This window comes from Rubripirellula obstinata (genome assembly GCF_001642955.1).
GTDB lineage: Bacteria > Planctomycetota > Planctomycetia > Pirellulales > Pirellulaceae > Rubripirellula > Rubripirellula obstinata.
Genome location: NZ_LWSK01000107.1, coordinates 1 through 18,798, shown reverse-complemented (window position 1 = coordinate 18,798; position 18,798 = coordinate 1). Strand labels below are relative to the sequence as shown.

The window sequence follows — 18,798 nt, the reverse complement described above, 5'->3', positions numbered from 1 at the left end:
TCGCCCCGCGCGTTCGGGCCAGCACGACGCGCGGGGCGATGCCCACGCGGTTAAACGAACTAACCCGTGTTTTCCGGGACCAAAACTCTTCACGGTGTTGGACTGAACCCTGGCGGGATCAGCTACGTTTGAAAACAGATTTTTAGGCGTCACCGATCCATCCCTTAACGGTTTTGGCGTCTGGTAATTCACATTGCCGGAACTTTGTGATACGCCCATTTGAGTTATCGAAAAACAACAGTGTTGCAGCGGTTAGGTCGGATGCTGCGGGAGAATCAATCAGCAACGACGAATCATTCGCATTCATCTGGCCGAGAACTCTCAGTTCAAAGTCATGCTGACTCGATCGAGGCACCCAACGCGAAAACGTTTCCGCTCCACCACAACTCGCCATCACAAAAACGCCAACCGATGGACCGTCTTTGAGCACGTTCTGAAACGCAGCGGAACCACTCACGCCCGCCTCACTGTCTAGCGAGAAGCTAAACGATTCATCCTGGCGCAGATCACGAAATCTTTCCAATTGATCGATCAGTATCAAAGTGGGTGACGACGAAGATTCCTCCGGTGCATCTTTCTGTGACTCCATACGTTTCGACACCAACTCAGCGATTCGAACCATTTCAGATTCGCCATCACGCGGCGAGATAGACGCTGCCTGAATACCAACGCCAGCCATCCAAGGACCGATCGCGGCATCGTCATCGGCACGCGAACCGTCGAAGTGGATAACACTAAGCTTTCCATCCGACGTTTTGATCATGCCTGCGACCGAGGAAGCCATGACGTGAACCGCGGAGGCTGTCGATGCAACTAGCAATACGTTTCGGCCTGTGTCACGTGTTAATTGTAAAGAAACAGGTGGCCCGATCTCCACGGATTCGCCAAGCAAACCGACAAGTGCGCCAGACGAACCGGCGTCATGGATGGCTTCGCTTGCCAAAGATGGCGTCCAATGGCACGGACGGTTGCCCTGGAAAATAACAGCAGCAGGCATTACCGCTGCATCGACTTGATCCCTGGCAGTGATACTGCTTAGGATTTCGCGGTGTCGCGTCGGTGATAACCACGCGACCTGAAACGGTTGATTGCCTTCGACCAATCCGCCCGCGTCATTATAGATCGCTTCGCCTGGTCGTTCGATCAATCGGGCGGCGGTGTTGTCATCGGACAGTACCAACGCCGCGTCGGATTCACTGCACTGCATCGCGATTCGAACGGCCATTTGCCCCAGCGTTGCTCGAGGCAGCGAGTAAGCACCGGCCAGCGATTGGCTGCTCAAAACGACGTGGATCCCAAACGATCGACCTTGTCGAACCAATCGATCCAGCAGCATCGAGCAATCGCCCGCCAAGCGATCATCACGAACAAACAGTTCTTGAAACTCATCGATCACCAACATGATTCGCGGCATCGATTGATCGGATTCTTTTCGGTATTGATCTAGTTCCTGCACGTTGGCCGCGCGAAACGCTTCACCGCGTTCTTGCAGTTCTTTGTCCAGACGCTGCAACACACTGCGACCAAATTCACGTTCACTTTCAATCCCGATCACACGTGCGTGAGGCAAACCAGTCTCGGCATAGACCTTAAACTCGACGCCTTTTTTAAAGTCCAACAGGTAAAAGTGCAGTTGATCGGGACGATAGTGATAGGCACCTGACGTGATGATCGAATGCAGCAGGGTGCTCTTGCCGGATCCTGTTTTCCCCGCGATCAAAACATGCTGCTTGACGCCCTCGCCCAACTTCAATGCCAACAGGCGATTCGCACCCTGGCTGCCGACGGCGATTTCGACTGCGTCATCCGTGGAACCTTGACCTTCTGGGACCGCAGACAAAACAGTATCCAATGGAACCTCGACTCGTGCTGCTTTCACGGATGCTGTGCCGATTTTTTCGACCAAAGCCTCTCGAACGGGCGGCCGTGGAGGGGACGCAGGAGAGAACACTAATTCCTCAACACCTTCGACCTGCACTCGCCAGCCATTTTCCGAATCAACACAAAGCGATAGAACTTTTTCGCCCGATGGAAGCGGCATATCGGATGGCCAAGGTTTCGACGAATCGCAAACAAGCACGGTAAAAATTCCGCAGCGAAGCCCGCTGTCGATGACCGCCTGAAGGTGCTTGTGCCCTTCACGCGACAGCCCGTCGGGAAAACCGACCGCCGCGATCGCGCGATAGGGTTCGGACATCGAACCGGCAACTTGGTTGTAGTCTTCGATACGCTCGAATCGGTCACGCAGCGATGATTGCAGAACATCCTCGATATGACTTGCAATTTCTGCCAACCGTTCTTCGATCTTAGCGTCAGTGGTCCAAACGCGATGTCCGATCATTGCCGGATCATGATCAGCCAGAGCCATGAAGCTGGTGAAATGCTGGCCACGTCCTAACGGGTCGATCAAAGTCAGCTTTGCTTTTGACGGCGCGGCACCTGCAAGCAAACGCCAAAGCACCTGATGAGCTAAATCAATCGCTCGGTTCATCGACGCTTCGTCTGCCTGGATCACCAAAGCACTGTGCAACCGACGGTGCAAAACAATCGGCACTGATTCAGGGATTTCTGAATCAGTTTCCGCCACGATGCCTTTTAGATCTTTACCGATCGACAACGATCCAAGCGGCAAATAATCGACATGAGTTGCGTTCGTGGTATCGGCATCAAGCCATGAACTCCAAGCAGGAAAATCAGATTCAACCTGTTGCTCGGTTACCTTCATTCGGCTCAGCCCGCGACTGATTCCGTGGTTCAATCGATCCTGCAGCCCCTGTTGTTCTCGCGATCGAACCGACGCCGAAAGTTCAAGCTGTTCGTTGCTTTGTGAATCAGTTTGCGATAGCGTTTGAGTAATCTGGCCGGCGAGCGTTTCCGCTTTCGCATTCATTTCGGCGGTCACAGATTTCATTCGCTGGGCGTAGTCTTGATCCGCGATCCCCAAGACCTCGACCAAATGTTTTCGGCTATCAGCTTCCTCCGTTGCAAAGCGTTGTTCAATTTCGGCCAACTGTTCTTTCTTCCAGCGATCCGCTGCAGCGATGTGTTCATCACGTCGCCCAACCAATTCCCTGGACGCATCCGCAGCGACACGAAGAGAAATACTGCGTCCGGCTTTGGCTGTCTGATCCGCGCAGCGAGCAATCCGTTCGACCTTGGGGTACAGCTCGCGAGTCGTTTTCTTCAGCGGCCACAGCAAAATCAAATAGGCACCGAAACCCAAGATCCCTGCTGGAATGATTCCGGCGGCAGCCCATAAGTAGCGATTTTCGGTGACCACCAACAACGCAATCGCCGCCCACACCACAATGAAACCCGCAACCGCGGCCGGCAGATAGAAAGAATCAACGATCTTTGACGCCGCACCTTCCTGCATGTCATCGACGACTTGTTGGCACTTTCGAGTCAGCACTGCAATCGTGTCTACGGCTTCTTTAACAGACGCAGGTTCAGGCTCACTGAAATCTTCTTCTTCTGGACTTGCTTCGCCGACCTCGGGTAACCCATCCAACCGTCGGATGGTCAACGCTCTGGCCCATTCAACGTGCTCGGCAATTGGAACGAGTGCCTCGTCGATGCGTTTGGTTTCTCTGCGTTGGTTTTGCCCAGGTTGATTTTTGCGGTTTTCAAATTGATGCAATACGGCCTGATGGCGGCTTTGCACTTTTCGTTCAATCGTCTGGATCTCTTCCGTTTTTTTTCGTCGAAAAACGACTGCCATTCGATTCAATTCGGTACGTCCCGCCACCGCACGTCGCTCGTACTGAGACGTCAATTCTTCTTCGGTCTTGTCCCAGTGGTGAAGCATTTCTTGCCGTTGGCCGCGGCATCGCGACATCACCTCGTCTCGTTGCTGCTTCAACTTCGCAGCTAAAGATTCGCCCTGACTAGCATGCTTGGCCGAAAGCTCGCACTGCCGCTGACTGGTCGCCTGGATCCGATGACGCATGCCGGCAAGTAACTTGCCAAACCGATCGACGTTTAACAACTTAGTCGGCCCAACCGAAGAATCTTTCATTTGATCGCCTTGCTCACTGAACCACCGATCCAACAGAATCCATGACAGCTTTATTCTACTCGCTCAGCGATCGCTCCATTGGCAATGGGGATCGCTCAGTTGCCGATTGGCTAGATCGATCACAGACGTGAATTCGTGCAAAGCCGCGGTCAACCGACTTAAACTTGGCCCCAAAGAAGACAGATGTTCACGTTCAAATTGGCTGCGTCTTGCGTCGGCCCAATCCGTCTTGGTGTCGCTCCACAGCCGGGAGAACTCGACGAAATCCCGCTGAAATCGATTTTCACAATCAGTCAATCGTCCGGTTTGGAATTCGGAATCGCGCGAAGACATTGAGGGTGGCCTTTTGGAACGAGCGGGGAAATAGTGTCGCCTTTGCTCTGCGAAAGTAGCGAATCCGCTGCTTTCGCGGAGCGAAAGGCGACTATGGAACTTCGCTTGTTCCTTAGTTAAAAGTCCGAAGCATTTTTCGACCTTTGTACAGATTGAACATGTCGCCCGCTTCCAGGGGACGTGACCGCCCGGACACGGGTTGGTCCATCGTTTCTAAACCATCGGTGATAACAATGCAGGGTTTTTCTTCTCGCAAGGCCGAAAAAACGCCAGCCTTTTCGTCCAGGAAAACACCCAACAATAATGGCTCTAGTGATTCGTAATCGCTTCGATCGAGGTGATCTTGAAACGATCGCATCGCCCTGACTTGTGCTTCGTTAAGCTGGTCGCGAGGCACCGCAAAAATCTCTGGGTGATCAGCATGCCAGCCAGCGTAGATTGAATAGATATCGTCAACGGGCAAGTCGGCGACATCGGCGGACAGTGAAAACGCAACCGGTCCGGTGATGCCAACGTTGCTGTAGATCTGGTCGCCAAAGCTGTATTCAAACCGTACCAGAAAAACGTCAATCGGATCCTGGAAGCTTGGCCATAACATGCGACGCCGGTCGACGACCTCGATGCCGGTTGGCGGCACGCCCATCTGCTGCGGCTGAGTCAACCAGAGTGCCATTTCTGCTTCCGCGGTTGCTTCCTCGCTGCGGAATTCTTCGTCCACTGAATCGCCAAACTGCAATTCGTCCGCATAGTGGATCGCGCGCAGTCGCGCCGCGGGCTCCGATGCAAGCTTTAGTAATCGTTCGCGACCAATCACGGCACCCAACCGAGCCAACGCCCCGGCGGCTTCGCATTGAACGCGGCGATGCTTCAATTCAACGGTTTGATACAGCTTTGCGATCGAGGATTCTTCCCCCAGTTGGCCGGCGGTATCGCAAAGTGAAACCGCCAGCGCCACCGCTTCGCCCAAACGGTCCTGGACGGTTGCCACGTCATCGCCAAAGAAGTGCGGATTCTCTTCAAAACTAGCCAGCCGATTGGTGACTTCGCCAAGCAAGGTGTTAACCATGTCCGATCGACCGGTCGCCGGATGTTGGTCGATGCGTCCCTTGCGAAACAAATAGTTTGCTAGATCCAATAGTGGTGAGGCGAGTGACGGATGTTGCAACGCGTCCAGCAATTTTGGATAGACCGCCGTGACCGACCAATCGTCGTGCTGCATCAGCGGGCTTAACACTTGCCCCGCTTCGATCCACTGCTTGGGCGGGGATTCGATCAAGCGATCCACCAGCAAACGCAGAGATTCATCGGTCCGCAGCATCGCCATCAATTGCAAGAGTAAATGTCGATTGGGCACGGTATCCGGCAGAGCAGATTCCACTTTCGCGATCGACGCCAGATCCAAATCTTTGCCGATTTCTCCGCCCGCAGCCAACGTCACGTGGTGAATGACTCGTAAGATCGCACCAACAACAGCCGGATCAGCGGTCGCGATCGAATCGCTTTGAGCAGCCAATTCAGTTAGCAATTCGGAACCACGATCGATTGCCGATTCCGCCAATTCACGCAATTGCCATCCGGCGGCAACCGGATCGGCATCGGGCGACAAAAGGGCTTCGAGCGGCGGTGAAAAGTCGGTCATCGGTCAAAACGGTGTTGGCGGAGATTTAAGTTAATCCGCGTGCCCAACGGCCCGCGCGTTTCGTGCGGTCCGTTGGATTCGCGTGGCATGTTAGGCCGACTGCACTTGCTTTAGCCCCGGATGGGCCGTCAGCACTTACTTTAGCCCCGGATGGGGCGTCAGCAGTTACTTTAGCCCCGGATGGGGCGTCAGCACTGTGCCGTGGGCCTTGGCCCACGGAGCCTGACGCAGCAAAAAAACCGAAGCCCCGGCAGGGGCGACAGCGAGCAAATGCCGGTTCTATTACCCCTCCGGGGCAGTTCAATGTTTAAAAGTAAGTACCATTTCTGATTCAGGCCCCGGCTGATCTGGCACGCGGAACAACAGGCACAATGTCATCTTGAACACAGTCTGATCGAAAACCGACGCCATCAAAACCCGGCGACTAGATCAAGAACGAATCGGCGTCGGCTTTGGGGGCTGGCTGATAGTTCAGCGGTTCCATGCTGCTGCCGGCGCGGCCCTGGGAAAGGCTTCGCACCGCTCCGCTGTAGCCGAACATTTCCTTTAGCGGGGCGTGGGCAGTGATCACCGTCATCGCTCCGCGAGCTTCCGTGGCGGCGATGATCGCACGACGCTGCTGCAAATCGCCGACCAGTTCGCCCATGTAGTCCTCGGGCGTCGTGACCTCGACCTTCATCACCGGTTCCAGCAACACTGGGCCGGCTTTCTGCATCGCATTGTCGAACGCGTCACCCGCGGCGATGCGGAACGCGACTTCATCGCTGCCTTCTTCGGCAACCTCGGCGGCGTAGGCTTCGATCCGAACACCCGACAACGGGAACCCGGCAATCATTCCGCCACCAGCGGCTCGTTCACGCAGTTCATCCATCGCCGCATCGCGCATCGCATTAGATAGCGGCGTGTCGGGCGGCAGTCGATCAAACACTTGCACCGGAGCAGATGAATCATCCAGCGGAGAAATTTTGACGCTCAGGCGAGCGAACATTTGAGTCGCGCCGATTTGACGGTTACACACACCGACAACGTCGGCCGTCCCACCGATCGTTTCGCGATAATTAACACGCGGCTTATAAAATTTGACGTTCAATCCAAAGTCACGGGTCAGGCGATGCTGGATCACTTCGAGGTGCAGTTCGCCCATGCCGCTGATCAACGTTTGACCTGTCTCTTCATTTTCCAGAGCGTGAAAAGTTGGGTCTTGGCGACGAAGCATGTCGAGCGTTTCTTCGAGCTTCTTTTTGTCGCCCGTGTTTTCGGGTTCGATCGCCATCGAGATGACTGATTCGGCAAACTTGATGCTGGGCAATTCGATAAGTTCTTTGGTGTCGCAAACGGTGTCACCGGTGATGGCGAAACGGGGTCCGATCACGCACGCAATGTCACCGGCGCTGACGGTTTCAGTTTGCCCTTCGCGATCTTTCTTGGTCGCGTGGATTTGCCAAATCTGAGCGATGTTTTCTTTTTTGTCGCGGTTCGGACAGTGAACACGTGAGTTCTGTTTTAGTTCGCCGCTGTAAACGCGGATCCAATAGTTGTCGCCAGTTTTGGCGGGCAGAATTTTGAAGACCAACCCGCAAAACGGTTCCTTTACATCGGGCTTGCGCAAAAGTTTTTTGCCATCCTGTCCTTTGTCTGCTTTCTTGGGGTCGATCCCTTCGACGGGCGGTCGGTCCAGGGGACTGGGCAGGAAGTTTCCGACGGCGGTCATCAACGGCTGGACGCCAATGCCGTGCAGGGCCGATCCGCATAACAGAACCTGGATCTTTCGTTCCAGCACACCATGGCGGAGTGCAGCCAAGATCATGTCACGCGAAATCTCTTTCTCTTCCAAAGCCAACATCGCGGCTTCTTCGCTGAGGTCGTAAACTGCTTCCAACATTTGCTCGCGCCACAACATGGCGTCGTCCAGCAATTCAGCCGGAATGTCGGTCTCGGTCACTTCCTTGCCTTCGGTTTCGGGATCGAATTGCAGCATCTTCATATCGACCAGATCAATCACGCCGCGAAACGGATCGGACACGTGAGCGGGCCCTTGGCCGACGGGAATTTCGATCGGTACCGGCCGGCCGCCAAGTCGCGGTGCGATGTCGCCCAGCACCGCTTCAAAGTTCGCTCCTTCGCGATCCATCTTGTTGATGAAAACGATTCGCGGAACGTTGTATCGATCGGCTTGTCGCCAAACGGTTTCGCTCTGCGCTTCGACACCTTCACGAGCCGAGAAAACCGTCACGGCACCGTCAAGCACTCGCAAGCAACGTTCAACTTCGGCGGTAAAATCAACGTGGCCGGGCGTGTCCAGCAAGTTGATGTTGTAGTCTTTCCACTTGTACTTCACGCAAGCAGAAAAGATCGTGATCCCGCGTTCTTGTTCTTCCGGGTCATCGTCGGTGTCGGTGGTTCCGTGATCGACGCGGCCAACGCGATGCTTTGCACCCGATAGATAAAGCATCCGTTCGGTGACGGTGGTTTTGCCCGCATCGATGTGGGCAATGATGCCAATGTTGCGAAGCTTGGATATGTCGGAGGCCATGGTGTTGCCGGAGGAAAACGCAGGTCTTGGATCGAAGTGATTTGTAAGAATGTAAACCAGAGCCACGATGGCTCGAAGGGGCGAAGCAAGTGTAGGCCGGAACAAGCGAAGCGAAGTTCCGGCAGTGGTGTTGGTCGGATTGCCGGAACTGTATTGCCGGAACTGCGCCGCTGTCGCGTCTTGTTACCGGCCTACGGTTGGGGGCGACAGCGCATAAAAAACCGCGACTCAGAACGAATCCGGTCGCGGCTTTGAAATTCGATGGGACGCTGTTTACCAAGCGAAGTGGGCGAACGCTTTGTTAGCGTCGGCCATGCGGTGCGTGTTTTCTCGCTTGGTGTAGGCGACGCCTTCTTTCTTGTAGGCAGACAACAATTCGTCGGCCAATTTCAAGTGCATTGGACGACCTTTCTTGTCGCGGACTGCGGTTAGCAACCAGCGGAAAGCGAGGCTTTGTTGACGAGCACGATTGACCTGCATCGGAACTTGATAGCTGGCACCACCGACTCGCTTGCTGCGAACTTCGATGTACGGCTTAATGTTTTCAATCGCCGCGTCGAAAACTTCGATGGGAGTCAGATCAGCGACTTCACCGCGTTTTCCGATTTCTTCCAATGCGTCGTAAAACACTCGCTGGGCGGTGGTTTTCTTACCATCAAGCATCAAGCAATTGATGAACTTGCTGGCCAACATTGAATTGAACCGCGGGTCGGGCTTCATCTGGGTGCGGCTGGAAGTGATACGTCCCATGAAATGATTTCAGTCTAGGTTGTTGAGTTGGCTGGATTGATAAGTTGGCGAAACTACTTCTTCTTCACGCCGTAACGACTACGCGATTGCTTACGGCCATCGACGCCCAATGCATCGCGTGAACCGCGGACGACTTGGTATCGAACACCAGGCAAATCGCGAATACGACCACCGCGAACGAGCACAATCGAGTGTTCCTGCAGGTTGTGGCCTTCGCCGGGGATGTAGACCGTGACTTCTTTGCCGTTGCTCAATCGAACTCGCGAGATCTTTCGCAGTGCCGAGTTGGGCTTTTTCGGCGTCATGGTTCGCACTTGCAGACAAACACCCTGCTTTTGAGGGCACTTTTCTAGGACAGGCGACTTGCTTTGACGCTTCTTTAGCTTGCGGCGTTTGCGGACGAGTTGATTAATGGTTGGCATTGATTGCCCTGGTTACAGTTAAAAGAGGCAGTTTGAAGTGGCAGGTTTTTTCGTGACAAACTTGTGGTTGTGGTCGCGAAAGTATCGCGACCGCCAAAATAATGTCAATAGCTTCCAACTTTTTTGATCGAAGTGCGGTTTCTGGCGATCGCTAACGCGTGTTTGTTTTGTCGCCGGGAATTACCGGTATCGAGGCCTAGACGACGATGTTTAGGTCCACTTTTGTTCACGTTACAGCAATAAAGTCACTTTCCCGCCAGGGTTAAACAAGCATGACAACCACAACGATTTTAGAGCAAGTATCCTCCGCAGAAGAAGCTCTGACGCAGGCCGCCAAACCGGTTCCAAGCGAATCAAGCGAGTGGCCGACGTCCCCGATGCTAGAGGATGTGGTCACAGCGATTCGCCTGGACTCTCGCCGCGACTCACTTCGATATGCCCTGCGAAGCAATGTAGGGCACGACGGAGAGTAGCCGAGTTTGTCCCAAACTCGATCCATTTGTAGCCGAGTTTGTCCCAAACTCGGTCGATTTGTAGCTGAACCGGCCACGGTTCAGCCGAGGTGGCCGGGGGTGCCGGCCAACGCCTCAAAGAGTGTTAGCCCAGTAAAACACCATTGTTTCGGTTAACCGCGTCGGGCATCGCCTGGGCTGGTGAAAATGCTTGCGTGTAGGGAACCTGGATGGCTTTGGGGATTTGTGGCTGACCGGCCTCGGTGTTGATTGCAAATTGCAAAATGAACATTGCAAAATGTAAATTGACCAGCGAATACCGCTTTCCAAGAATTTTCAATTTGCAATGTTCATTTTGCAATTTGCAATGTTCGACTGGTTCGCGAATAACATCACCCACCGCATTTTCATCAGCCCAGGCATCGCCCCGCGCGTTTTCGCCCCGCATGAACGCGCGGGGCGATGCCCACGCGGTTAAACCCTTCACCGCATTGCCTGCCGGCCTGAACCCTGGCGGGATCAGCTACGGTTGGTTTCGCGGTTCCAATCGACCAATTCGTCGTAGCGGATTCCTTGTCCGCCAAACAGATCCAAGGCGCTGCCGACGGTGACGTCCAATTTGGATTGGCTGGCCTGATCGATGAACTGGACGTCTTCCATGGCAGCAACACCGCCGGCGTAAGTCATCGGTAAGCCTCCCCATTTGCCCAGTTCAGCCACCAACTGTTGGTCAACACCGCCGCACAGACCTTCCACATCAGCGGCGTGGATCAGGAATTCGTCGGCGAATTCGGAAAGCCAATTCAGATTGGATTGCGTGATTTCTAAGCTTGTGATGGTTTGCCAGCGGTCGCTGGCCACATGCCAAGTTGGATGTTTGTCGTCGTCGCTGGTTCGACGGCAACTGAGGTCGATCACGATCCGACTTTTCCCGATGGCCGTAACCAACTGGGCGAGCCGGTCTTCCAGAATCTGCCCCGCTTGATCGAAAAGCCACGAAGTCACGATGACGTGCGACGCGCCGGCATCGAGCCAGTGTTTTGCGTTGCTTGACGTGATTCCGCCGCCAATTTGCAGCCCGCCTGGGTAAGCTGCCAATGCCGCCGTGGCTGCTTCGTCGTTGCCAGGCCCCAATTTAATGACGTGGCCGCCGGTAAGTTTGTCGCCTGCGTATTTTTTAGCGAACCAGGTCGGCGGATGATCGGCAACGTGGTTTTCGACCGCAGAATTGTCTGCATCAGCCAGCGTGCCGCCAACAATCTGCTTGACGCGGCCTTGGTGCAAATCGATGCAGGGTCGAAATTGTGTCAATGCATCAGATGGGGATTAGGTGTTAGGAAATGATGGGCATACGCTATAACGGGTGGGACTACCAAAGCTTAGTCTCCAAGCCACTTTTCGCCCGCGTCATCATACATGTCTTTTAACGAACGATCTTCCCCGACGGCCTTGGATCCGCGATTGACCAGCTTGTTGGGTGGGCTTCGACATCGAATTCGCCGGTTTGTTGTTTGGGATTCAGTTTTAACCATCGTTGCCGTTTTGATGGCGGCGTTTTGGTTGGGGTTTGCACTCGATTACTTCCCAGTGATTTTGGGCGGCACCGAAATGCCTCGGTTGGCCCGGCTGATCCTGTTGGTCACAGCCATCGCAACGATCGGTTTCTTGGCCTGGAAAATGTTGATCGGTCGGCTGCAACGACCGCTGCCCGATGATTCGCTGGCGTTGTTGGTTGAACGGCATCATCCCGATCTGGGTGGCCGGTTGGTGACCGCGGTTCAGTTAAACCAACCTGGACGCGACGGTGATTCGCATTCCCCCGAATTGCTCCGCCAAGTTCACGAACAAGCCGCTGCAAAGATCAACGAAGTCGATCCGGCAAGAGTTTTCCGCTTGGCTCCGCTGGTGAAAAAAGCAATGATCGCGGCACCCCTGTTACTGGCGGCGATCGTGATGCTGGCGGTCAGTCCTCAGGCGTTTGGCCGAGCCGCATCGCGGTTAACGCTGTTGTCGGACGACCCCTGGCCTCGACGCGCGCAGCTTGAAATGGTCGGCATCGAATTGCCCGTCGTTTCAGTGAACGAAAACGACACGTCACCACCGACTCTGATTCCTTTTGTTGACAAGGTTGTTCGGTTGCCTCGCGGCAGCCAAGGTGCGCTGCGAATACGAGCGAAGGCGGATGACGGAGCCGAGTTGCCGGTCGTTTGCACGGTCCACTACGAGACCACCGAGTCGCTCGAAAGCAGTGGCGATGTTTCGGAATCATCTGGTCAGTCGAACATGCGGCGTGTCGGGCGAGTGACTGACGGCTACCAATCTTTTCTGTTGGACGGACCACCGCTGGCCAGTTTAAGCGATTCGGTTTTGTTGAGCGTTCGCGGATTGGATGATCGACTGGATGGTTATCGAATCGAAGCGGTCATGCCGCCCGTGATCACCGAGATGCAAGTCGGCGTGCGGTACCCGGACTACCTTCGGCTGACCAGTGGAGAGCAATTGACCAGTGGCGAGCAATCCGGTGAATTCGATCGCTTGACCGCTTATCAAGCTGGGTTGCGATTGGCCGAAGGCAGCAACGTGACATTGATGGCCCAGTCCAGTGTTCCGCTTGGCGAAGCTCAGGTGCGAGTGCGAACGGTGGGCGACGATGAGGTTCCGTTTACAGTGGACTACTCCGATGACCGCCGTAGTTTGCGTTTAAAAATCGAAAACTTCACCAGCCCAACAACGGTCGCGATCGTGCCGATCGACGCCAGCGGCATTTCGGCTCAGGCACCGTACCGATACTTACTTGGCGTGGTCCTGGATGAGCCGCCGGAATTGAAAATGAAACTGGTCGGCATCGGCAGCGCCGTCACCGCTGCGGCTCGGATTCCGATCGAAGCACAGGTCAGCGATGATTACGGGATTGAGCAACTAAGCTTCTCGATCACTCCATCGTTTTCCGACACCAGTGATCGCAAGGACGAAGAGCCCGTGACGACGTCCAAGCAACCGACCATTGACCGGGACGGCAAAGCGGTTTCCGAAATGGATCTGCGAGATTTGATCGCGGCGGGAAGTTTGCCGGAATTGGTTCCGGGCAATGGAGAAAACGGCGATGCGATCAACGTGATTGGCGAAGCGTCCGACCGCTACAACTTATCTGGAAGCCATCTGACTCGCAGCGAAGTCTTCCGTCTCCAAATCGTGACGCCTGAAAAACTGCTGTCGCTGATGGAGCGTCGTGAATTGGCTTTGCGATCGCGGCTGGAACAAACGATCAACGAAACCAGGGGCCTTCGCGATGCACTAAGCCTGTTGCAACGCGGTTTGGAAACGGAGCCTGTCGCTGATGCCGAATCCGATCCGGAGAAAACCGATCAAACCCGTGTCACTCAGGTTCGTCGGCTTCGTGTTCAACAAAGTGGATTGCAAGCCGCCAAAACATCCGAAGAACTGTCGGGCATTGCCGCATCGCTGGACGACATCTTGTTGGAAATGGTCAACAACCGAGTCGATTCGGTGGACCGACAACAACGAATCGGCGAGGGCGTTCGCGATCCACTTCGCCGCATCGTCGATGATCCGCTGGCAAGGCTTCGCGAACAGATCACCGACGTCGAACGCTCGATTGCCGATCAAGGCGTTGCAGCGGAGAAGGCTGCCGATGCCGTACAATCGGCCGAGGATGTTTTGCTGCAATTGACCGCGGTGCTAGAAAAAATGCTGGACCTGGAAAGCTACAACGAGATACTCGATATGGTTCGCGGGCTGATCGAAGACCAGGAAAGATTGATCGACGAAACCAAGAAAGAACGCAAGAAAGGCGTATTGGATCTGTTTGAATGATGAAACGAATTTTGATGCCGTGGTTTATTTTGCTGTTTGCGTTCTTGACGATCGCAAACGGGGATACCGATGCGCTGTCCAAGCAACAGGGCGGTGTGGCCGAGCGTTATCAGCGGCTGGAAGAATTGCTGCTGCGATTGGCCGACGTTGAGGCTGCCGAAAATCCAGAACGGTCGGCGCTGCTGCGACGTGCGGCGCGGCAATCGCGTGACAAGTTTGTGCTGGAACGTTTGCGAACGGCGTCACAATCGCTGAAGAATCAAGAGTTTCAAAAAGCTGTCGAGAATCAAGCGGGGGCGCAAACGGAATTGGCGTCGCTGTTGAAGTTGTTGATGAGCGAGGATCGCAGCAAACGGATTCGCGATGAGAAAGAACGCTTCGCAAAACTGATTAAGGATCTGAAACGCAACCTGAATAACCAGCGGAGTGCTCGCGCGCGAACCGAGAATGGTGCGGACCTAGAACGGGTCCAGAAGGAACAGAAGGATGTGACCGAGCGAAGCAAGGAACTGAGCGAGCGGCTCGATGAAGACGATGATTTTGAAGAACAGAAAGACGAGAAGAAAAAGGACGAGTCGAAAGAATCGAAAGAGAGCAAAGATGGGTCGGAGACTGAGCCTTCGAGCAAGAAGTCAGAACCGAAAGACGGAGAATCAAAGTCTGGTGAAAAGTCTGAGCCAAGCGAATCCAAGCCCAGTGAATCTAAACCCAGTGAATCCAAGCCCAGCGATTCCAAACCCAGTGATTCCAAGCCACAGGACGGTAAGCCCCAACAAGGCGAATCGCAGCAAGGGGAATCTCAGCCGCAGCAGCCACAATCGCCTGAGCAAGAGGTCCAGCAGCAGCTTGAAAAAGCGATCGAGAACATGAAGCAAGCCGAGAAAGAGCTCGATCAATCCAAGCGTGAAGAGGCGACTGAGCAGCAGCGGCAGGCCGAAGAAAAACTGAGGGCCGCGATCGATCGGCTGGAGCGGATTTTGCGTCAGCTTCGGGAAGAAGAGATGCAACGAGAATTGGCAAAATTGGAATCGAGACTGCGTAAAATGGCGGCAATGCAGACCGAAGTGCTCGAAAAAACAAAAACTTTGTCGGCGACTCCAAAAATTCAACGCGATCGCACGACGGACCTGAAAGCGGGCGATTTGGCATTCGACGAGAAGAAAATCACCCTGGAAGCCGACCGTGCGATGCTGCTTTTACGCGAAGAAGGCAGCAGCGTCGCGTTTCCCGAAGTCGTTGCCGGGATCCGTTCCGACACCGCTGCGGTTGCTGATCGGCTCGCTAGGACTCAAATTGACGTCGTGACGCAAGGAATCCAGGCCGATATTCTGGTCGCCCTGGAAGAAATGATCGCAGCCCTGCAAAAAGCTCAGCGTGACCTCGAAAAACAGCGTCAGCAGCAACAGCAGGGCAAACCCGGGCAATCCGGACAAGGCGAACAGCCGTTGGTGGAGGCACTTGCGGAACTAAAATTGCTACGCACCATGCAATCCCGGATTAAATCCACCACGGACCGCTATTCAGGGCTGCTAGAATCAGGTGAGTCAGCGGGAGACGAGGTTTTGCCGCTTTTGCAAAATTTGGCTCAGCGACAAAACCGCCTGTACCAGATCACCAGGGATTTGGTAACTAAACGGAACAAATGATATCGAGGTAATTGTGAAGCAAACGTCACTCGACCAAACCCGCAGCGCGATCCGCGTCTTGCCCAACGTTTTCGTCACCTGCCAATTCTTCTTGGCGGCCTCGCTATTTTTCTCCGGCTCGCTGGCCAAAACCGCATTCGCCCAGGCACCCGTTTCGCAAAGATTACCGCAAAGTGGTTCATCGCAAACTGGTTTTGAAAACGACGCGAGCTGGCAAACCTACAACGCCAACACGATGGCCCGGATGCTGCGATCGGCACTCGATCAATTAGGCATCACGCCTGACCAAATGGATTTGTCGGCCGACGAATTCCTGGACGCGATCGAATCACGCGACACCGATCCACTGGACGCCTACGTCGAAGTGTCACGATCACGTGTCGCCGTCGTCGATGCTCTGATCCGCCAATCGTCGGACAACATTGCCGAAGCAAGCCAGATGATCGACCCAAACACGGCGGTCTACGCAGCGATTGAGTCGTTGCCAAAATCGATGCGAATGAGCGTCCGAACTTGGCTTGGTCGCGAATTGGTCCGAGCACGCTTGTACGACGAAGCACTGCCAGTCATCGCCGAAGTCGATCCGACCGAATCGATCGATCCGGCCGCCGTGCTGTTTTATCGCGGTGCTTGCTACCACTCGTTGTTGATGAAGAAAGAAGCGTTGGCCGACCTGCGGAAGCTGCTGGAAAACGAAGACGAGATCCCTGTGCGTTTTTCCCGAACCGCCAAGATGATGATCGCCGACATCAAGCCGCTAAAAGAAGATTCGCTTGACGAGATTTCACGCTTAATGACCGACGTTTCGCGTCGTTTGGATCTTGGCCGCAGTGACGAACAAACCCAAGACCAAGAACAAAAGATCATCGACAAGCTGACCAAGTTGATCGAGAAAATCGAAGAGCAACAAAAGCAGCAGCAACAGCAACAAGGCCAATCCAGCGGCAGCCCATCCGACGGCCAAGGTGGTCAAGGTTCGCCGATGCAGGACAGCCAAGCCGCCGGTGGCAGCGGCAACGGTGACGTCGATCGAAAGAAAATCGATGACCGCGATGGTTGGGGCAACCTTCCGCCCGCCGAGCGACAACAAGCCCTGCAAGAGATCAGCCGCGACTTGCCCACCCATTATCGCGAAGCCATCGAAGCCTACTTCCGCAAGTTGGCAACCGAAGGCTGATAGGTCTTTGTAGGCTCGGTATTGAATTGGTAGGCCGTAGCGAGTGGAGCGAGTTACGGCATTTGCGCCCTGCCGTAACTCGCTCCACTCGCTACGGTCTACTTCAATCCGCTTAAGGCTTGATCCACACCACCGGTTTTTTCCGCCGGGGATAAACCTCGTTGCACAGCAAGCACTTTGTTCCGTCGCAACCTCTCGCGGTGCAGTGTTCCCGGCCGTAGAAAATGATTTGCAGGTGCAGATCATTCCAGGAATCTTCTGGGAACAGCTTCTTCAGGTCTGCTTCGGTTTGCACCACATTCTTTCCACTCGATAGCCCCCAACGCTGAGCCAGCCGATGGATGTGGGTATCGACGGGAAACGCGGGAACACCAAACGCTTGGCTCATCACGACGCTGGCGGTCTTGTGCCCCACGCCGGGCAGCGATTCAAGCTCTTCAAACGAACGCGGAACTTTCCCGTCGTGTTCCTCAATCACCAGCAATGCCAACTTCGCCAGATTCTTGGCCTTCTGTTTCGACAGCCCCAGCGGACGAATCACTTCCAAAATGCCCTGCTCGCCCAGATCTCGCATTCGCTCAGGTGTCCCCGCCACGCGAAAAAGTTCCGGAGTGATTTCGTTGACCTTTTTGTCGGTGCATTGGGCACTCAGCAAGACCGCCACCAACAGTGTGAAATCGTCGACATGGTCCAGCGGAATCGGCGGATCCGGGTACATTTGGCCCAACCGGATCAACAAGTGGTCGGCACGTTCTTGTTTGAGCATCTGATTCCTGTTATTTCAAATCATTGCCAAGCATTGGCTAATTCTGGGGCAGCGGTAAACTACCGTCCAGAAGTGAATGAGCAAAACCCTTTGAAAACTAAATGGAGTGCCACGAAGTATGGTCCGAGAATTAAAGATTTGTGTAGGTTTATTAGTCGTCTGCCTTGCCACCGCCACCGCGCAGGCTCAATCCGGTTCGCGAATGCGTCCGAGCGCGACCGCGGGTAAATCGCCCGCCGCAGGCCAGATCACCAAGAAGGTTTTCTTTGATGTTTCGATTGGCGGAGAGCCAGCGGGACGGATCGAAATTGGCTTGTTTGGAAACGACGTGCCGCAAACTGTCGAAAACTTTCGCTCGCTCTGTACCGGCGAACGTGGCACGGGCGATTCCGGCAAACCGCTGCACTACAAAGACAGCATTTTCCACCGAGTGATTCCCGGCTTCATGTTGCAAGGCGGTGACTTTACGATGGGCAATGGCATGGGCGGCGAAAGCATCTATGGCGAAAAGTTTGATGACGAATCATTCCTCTACGTGCATGACGCTCCCGGCTTGCTGAGCATGGCCAACGCGGGACGCAACACGAATGGATCGCAATTCTTCATCACCACCGTGCCCACACCGCACCTCAACGGCAAACACGTTGTCTTTGGCCGCGTGATCGGTGGAATGGACGTCGTCAAAACCATCGAAAAGCAACGGACCGGTCGAAGCGATCGCCCCGTGGCAGAAATCAAGATCGTCGATTGCGGTGAACTGAAGTAGCAACCAACCGCTTCCGATAAACTTTCAAAATTGCTGATGCCATCACCAGGCGTCAGCGATTTTTTTGTAGACAATCGCGTGAAGAAAGAAGACGCCTAGCTACCCAACGCCGTGAAGGGTTTCTAAATCGTTTAACCGCGTTGGGCATCGCCCCGCGCGTCGTGCGGCACCGAACGCGCGGGGCGATGCCCAACGCGGCTAAACGAACTAGGGAACGAGCGGGGAATAAGTGTCGCCTTTCGCAGGGGACGTCGTATTAATTACCGCCGGATTGGTATCGTCACTCATCCCGAGCGAAGTCGAACAAATCAAAGCAAATTGTCGTGGATCGATCCGCGATCGTAACGCTGGTGAATAGTCCCGGCGGGACGGAAGCTCTCTGCCGGGGATGTAAATCCCCGGATGACAGCGCTATCTCTCACTAATTCTCTGTAACCAATTCTCTGGCTCGGTTTCGCGGAG

The 18,798-nt window shown here is 54.6% G+C and carries 14 protein-coding genes; 5 read left to right on the top strand and 9 right to left on the bottom strand.

Annotated features, from left to right (window positions below; translation table 11 throughout):
- Nucleotides 1-142: 142 nt before the first annotated feature.
- From RC85_RS20080 to rpsL, 6 genes are all read right to left on the bottom strand, one after another.
- On the bottom strand, nt 143-4,018 hold the full coding sequence (locus RC85_RS20080; protein ID WP_068266119.1) for an FtsK/SpoIIIE domain-containing protein: 3,876 nt from the start codon (nt 4,016-4,018) through the stop codon (nt 143-145).
- Between the two features lie 63 nt (nt 4,019-4,081).
- Nucleotides 4,082-4,351: a hypothetical protein gene (locus RC85_RS20075; RefSeq protein WP_068266111.1), complete on the bottom strand. Its 270-nt coding sequence runs from the start codon at nt 4,349-4,351 to the stop codon at nt 4,082-4,084.
- 112 nt (nt 4,352-4,463) lie between these two features.
- Nucleotides 4,464-5,990: a hypothetical protein gene (locus tag RC85_RS20070; protein WP_068266109.1), complete on the bottom strand. Its 1,527-nt coding sequence runs from the start codon at nt 5,988-5,990 to the stop codon at nt 4,464-4,466.
- Between the two features lie 424 nt (nt 5,991-6,414).
- Nucleotides 6,415-8,523, bottom strand: a complete 2,109-nt coding sequence (gene fusA / locus RC85_RS20065; protein ID WP_068266108.1) for an elongation factor G — start codon at nt 8,521-8,523, stop codon at nt 6,415-6,417.
- Between the two features lie 273 nt (nt 8,524-8,796).
- A complete protein-coding gene (rpsG, locus tag RC85_RS20060) occupies nt 8,797-9,273 on the bottom strand; it encodes a 30S ribosomal protein S7 (RefSeq protein WP_068266107.1) in 477 nt (158 codons plus the stop codon).
- Between the two features lie 53 nt (nt 9,274-9,326).
- Nucleotides 9,327-9,695 (bottom strand): 30S ribosomal protein S12, encoded by a 369-nt coding sequence (gene rpsL, locus RC85_RS20055; protein WP_068266105.1) that lies wholly within the window; start codon nt 9,693-9,695, stop codon nt 9,327-9,329.
- 272 nt (nt 9,696-9,967) lie between these two features.
- Between rpsL and RC85_RS26995 the strand changes: the two genes are divergently transcribed.
- Nucleotides 9,968-10,168, top strand: coding sequence for a hypothetical protein (locus RC85_RS26995; protein WP_149752981.1), 201 nt, complete (start codon nt 9,968-9,970; stop codon nt 10,166-10,168).
- Nucleotides 10,169-10,292: 124 nt separating this feature from the next.
- On the opposite strand, the gene RC85_RS28575 is transcribed toward RC85_RS26995, so the two are convergent.
- Together RC85_RS28575 and hisA are read right to left on the bottom strand one after the other, a co-directional pair.
- Complete coding sequence (locus RC85_RS28575) at nt 10,293-10,487, bottom strand: hypothetical protein (protein ID WP_157593972.1); 195 nt, start codon at nt 10,485-10,487, stop codon at nt 10,293-10,295.
- A gap of 179 nt (nt 10,488-10,666) precedes the next feature.
- A complete protein-coding gene (gene hisA, locus RC85_RS20045; protein WP_068266102.1) occupies nt 10,667-11,458 on the bottom strand; it encodes a phosphoribosylformimino-5-aminoimidazole carboxamide ribotide isomerase in 792 nt (263 codons plus the stop codon).
- Nucleotides 11,459-11,563: 105 nt separating this feature from the next.
- On the opposite strand from hisA, the gene RC85_RS20040 reads away from it, so the two are divergent.
- The 3 genes from RC85_RS20040 to RC85_RS20030 are packed head-to-tail and all read left to right on the top strand — an operon-like array spanning nt 11,564 to nt 16,804.
- Complete coding sequence (locus tag RC85_RS20040) at nt 11,564-13,981, top strand: polyketide synthase (RefSeq protein WP_068266101.1); 2,418 nt, start codon at nt 11,564-11,566, stop codon at nt 13,979-13,981.
- Nucleotides 13,978-15,627, top strand: a complete 1,650-nt coding sequence (locus tag RC85_RS20035; protein WP_235033436.1) for a coiled-coil domain-containing protein — start codon at nt 13,978-13,980, stop codon at nt 15,625-15,627. The genes RC85_RS20040 and RC85_RS20035 overlap by 4 nt, the downstream gene beginning before the upstream one ends.
- 13 nt (nt 15,628-15,640) lie before the next feature.
- Nucleotides 15,641-16,804 (top strand): hypothetical protein, encoded by a 1,164-nt coding sequence (locus RC85_RS20030; RefSeq protein ID WP_235033435.1) that lies wholly within the window; start codon nt 15,641-15,643, stop codon nt 16,802-16,804.
- A gap of 112 nt (nt 16,805-16,916) precedes the next feature.
- Here the strand turns inward: RC85_RS20030 and nth are convergent, their stop codons facing one another.
- Nucleotides 16,917-17,570, bottom strand: a complete 654-nt coding sequence (gene nth / locus RC85_RS20025; RefSeq protein ID WP_068266100.1) for an endonuclease III — start codon at nt 17,568-17,570, stop codon at nt 16,917-16,919.
- Nucleotides 17,571-17,772: 202 nt separating this feature from the next.
- Here nth and RC85_RS20020 point away from each other — a divergent pair, with 202 nt between their 5' ends.
- Nucleotides 17,773-18,336, top strand: a complete 564-nt coding sequence (locus tag RC85_RS20020) for a peptidylprolyl isomerase (protein ID WP_068266113.1) — start codon at nt 17,773-17,775, stop codon at nt 18,334-18,336.
- Nucleotides 18,337-18,798: the final 462 nt, after the last annotated feature.